Raw genomic sequence first — 3,425 nt, 5'->3', positions numbered from 1 at the left:
GGGGCCGCCGGCGGGAGCGCCGGTGCCATCGATGACCGTCGCATTGCGGATGACGAGGCGCTCGAAGGGGCCTTCGCCCTCGGCGCGCGGCGGGGCAGGCCGCGGATCCGTGGAGGGTTCCTGGGCGAGGGCGGGAGGTGCCATGGCGGCGAAGGCCAGGACGAGCAGGGTGAGCGAAGAAGAACGGGTGCGGTTGCAGACCCTGAACATGGGATCGATCTCCGTTTCGTGCTGCCGGCCGGGCTGAGGATCGCGGAAGGGTATCAGTCGGCGACGAGCGGGACGAGCCCTACTTTCGCGGCCAAGGCGCACGTCGGGTACAGGCACCCTTCCTGGAGCGGCAGTGGCTTGCGTGGGGCGGACGTCTGGTAAGGGAGCCAGTCCCCAACTGAGCGGCCGTCGGTGGGGATCCAATGTTCTCGTGGCCCCGCCGCCCTTGCCTTTGCGCACCTCCAGGAAGCAGGGATCTGCGAACGGGGAGGGGACGATGCTTCGGAGCGGGCGGCTGGGCGGGATGGGGCGGATCGCCGCTGTCGCGGCGGTGGCGATTCTCTGGTCGGCGGCGCCGGCGAGTGCGGTCAAGCGGCGGGCGTTCGCGACCTCCGACGAGGGGACGGGCGACCTCTCGACCTGGCCGGGCGCTTCCGGGGCGACGGCTTTCGCCCGGGCGGATGCGATCTGTCGGGCGCGCGCCGCCGCGGTATCGCCGACACCGCTGCCGAATGCCTCGACCTATCGGGCGTGGCTCTCGACCTCGACGACGGATGCCTACTGTCACGTGCAGGGGCTCTCCGGGAAGAGGGCGACCGAATGCAACGGTGCGAGCTTGCCCGGTGCGGGCCCATGGTTTCTCTCGAACGGCGCGACGAACTTCTCCGGCACTTTGGACGAACTGGTGGATGGCGGCGAGCTCTACCGCCCGGTCTCGCGCGACGAGAACTTCGATGCGCTGCCCACCGTCGACCGCTTCTATTGGACCGGAAGCGATGCCTCCGGCGTCTGGACAGGGGTCGATTGCAGTGGCTGGACCAACGACACGCCGGGGTTGCACGAGGGCACAGTGGGAGATGGTCTCGCGACCGCCGGGCTGTGGAGCCGGTCCGACGAGGTCGCCTGTGCCGGCGCGCATCGCCTGCTGTGCGCCGAGCCCGGAGTGGGCGACGAAACGCGTCTCGGCTGGACCCCCGCGGCGCTCGCGTTTCTCAGTTCGGCGGAGGGGCAGGGGAAGCTCGCCGACTGGCCGCAGGCGGGGGGCGCGGTCGGGCTCGCGGGTGGAGACGCCATCTGCCGGACGCTCGCTGCGGAGGCATTCCTGCCGGCACCGGAGAGTTTCGTCGCTTGGCTGTCGACATCGAGCCCGGTCGTCCACGCCGGCGATCGGCTCGCGATCGACGGGCCGTGGAAGCGCATCGACGCCTTCACGATCGCCAACAACCTGGCCGACCTCGTGGACTCGACCCTCGACACCAGCCTGCACCAGTTCGAGTCGGGCGCGTACTTGACTGACGACTGCTCGAACTTTCTCGCCTGCGGCGTCTGGACCGGCACCGATGCCGACGGTACCGCGGCGCCGCAGACCTGCGACGACTGGACCGACAGCAGCGGTTCGTCCAGCGGCGCCCGTGGTGACGCCGCCGATGGCCCGCTGCCGTCGCTCTGGTCCCAGCAAGGCTCGACCTCGTGCAACGTCAACTACCGGCTCTACTGCCTTTCGAACGTCATCACGATCTTCTGGGACGGTTTCGAGATCACCGGCGACACCAGCCGCTGGACCTCCGCGGTGCCCTGAGATCAGCACGGCAAGCCAGCGGCGCGCTATCGGCTGGCAGGGCCCTCAGGTCCCTCATGCCACTTTGTCAGCAGAGTCCTCGACCTGTTTGGCAGGTTGCCCTGCGAGCAAGGCACGGGGTGCTAGGCTGACGAAAAGAGAGGGCCAATACACCATGAAGAACTCCGCTGTCGGGAACCGTCAGCCTGTCGCCAGACCGCTCGTCTTCTGGAGCGCTCTCGCCGCGCTCGACCTCGCCAGTGCCACGACGCCGGCCCTCGCGCAGTGCACCTTCACGTTCGGGTTCGGCTCGTCGACGATCGATCCCAACGGTGCAGTGGTCACCATCACCACCTGCTCCTTTGCCGGGGACTACTCGACGATCACCGGCGCAGTCAGCGGCCAGGCGCTGCAATTCACCAGCAGCGTCGCCACCGATTTCATCACCATCCACAGCGGCACCCCCGACGGTCCCGTGCTCGCCTTCGGCACCACCCCGCTGACCTTCGCCAACACCTTTACCGGGACCCTCTTCGCTCACTGGGCCACCGGCCCCGCCTGCGGGACGGAGTCCGCCTGCCGCGTGACCACCGTGCAGTGCACGAACTGTCCGGTCATCTATGCCAACGGTCCGCTCGCGACCGGCGCCACTTCGAGGAGCGGAGTTGCCGCGCCGGCGGGAACGCAATGGAGCGAAGTCTCCAACGATCTCGGCTCGACCACCGCGACGAATACGACGACCGGTTTTGGCTGTCAGAGGATCGGCACCACTACGAACAACCGCTGTGCGGACGATTTCATCGTTCCGGCCGGGGACACGTTCACCGTCACCAAGGTCATTGCCTACGCGTATCAGACTGGCTATGCCGGTGTACCCAGCCCCGTGGTGGACGCGAATGTCCAGATCTGGAACGGCAGACCGGGCGACCCGGGTGCGGCGGTCGTGGCGGGGAATCCGACCTCCCTGCCGTTCACGTCGGTGGATGTGCTGCTTTACCGCATCGCGAACAGCGGCCCCCCCTTGAACACGGTTCCAGGACTGGCACGTCGCATCTGGGAGAACACGATCACCCTGGAGGCGCCCGCCGTCCTGACGCCCGGAACCTACTGGGTCGACTTTCAGATCGATACCGGTGCGACGACCGGGAACTTCGCGCCACCGGTGACCCTCGCCGGATTTCGCACCATCCCGGAATGGAACGGCAGGCAGTTCCTTACGAGCTCCGGTTGGCAGGACCTCCTCGACATCGGCAATCCAAACTCCGAACCCGACGTCGCGCAGGATATGCCGTTCCGACTCGTGGGCTCCCGCAGCCTGATCTTCGTCGACGGCTTCGAAACCGAGACGACTGCTGCCTGGTCGCTGGTCGTTCCGTAGCGTAGCCTTCTTGCCACGCCTGTGAAAGACGCAAATCGGTTCGGCCCCAACACAGGTGCCATCCGATTTTCAGAGATTTTCAGATCAGCGCCGAGAGACGCAGCTGCCCTCCTGGAGGCACCAGCGCGTTCTTCGCACTTTCGGTGTTTCAAGCCTGGGGCGAGGTGCCAGGTGATTCCCGGCGGCTGACCTTCGCGGCGCGGGTCAGAAGTGCAGGCTGACTCCGGCGAGCGCGTAGTGGACGGTCGCGAAGGTCAGGACCTCGTCGTTGTCCGCTCC

Annotated in this window: 3 protein-coding genes; 2 read left to right on the top strand and 1 reads right to left on the bottom strand. The window is 67.3% G+C overall.

Annotated features, from left to right (window positions below; genetic code table 11):
- Positions 1-210, bottom strand: a 210-nt coding sequence (locus KBI44_21710) for an amidohydrolase (protein MBP9147104.1), incomplete at its 3' end; no start/stop codon positions are given.
- Positions 211-487: 277 nt separating this feature from the next.
- Here KBI44_21710 and KBI44_21705 point away from each other — a divergent pair.
- Both KBI44_21705 and KBI44_21700 read left to right on the top strand, forming a co-directional pair.
- Positions 488-1,789 (top strand): hypothetical protein, encoded by a 1,302-nt coding sequence (locus tag KBI44_21705; protein MBP9147103.1) that lies wholly within the window; start codon positions 488-490, stop codon positions 1,787-1,789.
- Positions 1,790-1,943: 154 nt separating this feature from the next.
- A complete protein-coding gene (locus KBI44_21700) occupies positions 1,944-3,146 on the top strand; it encodes a hypothetical protein (protein MBP9147102.1) in 1,203 nt (400 codons plus the stop codon).
- Positions 3,147-3,425: the final 279 nt, after the last annotated feature.

The sequence above is a fragment of the Thermoanaerobaculia bacterium genome (genome assembly GCA_018057705.1).
In the GTDB taxonomy this organism is placed as follows: domain Bacteria; phylum Acidobacteriota; class Thermoanaerobaculia; order Multivoradales; family JAGPDF01; genus JAGPDF01.
Note: the sequence above shows the minus strand (reverse complement) of the source record. Positions and strands in the feature narration are given on the sequence as shown.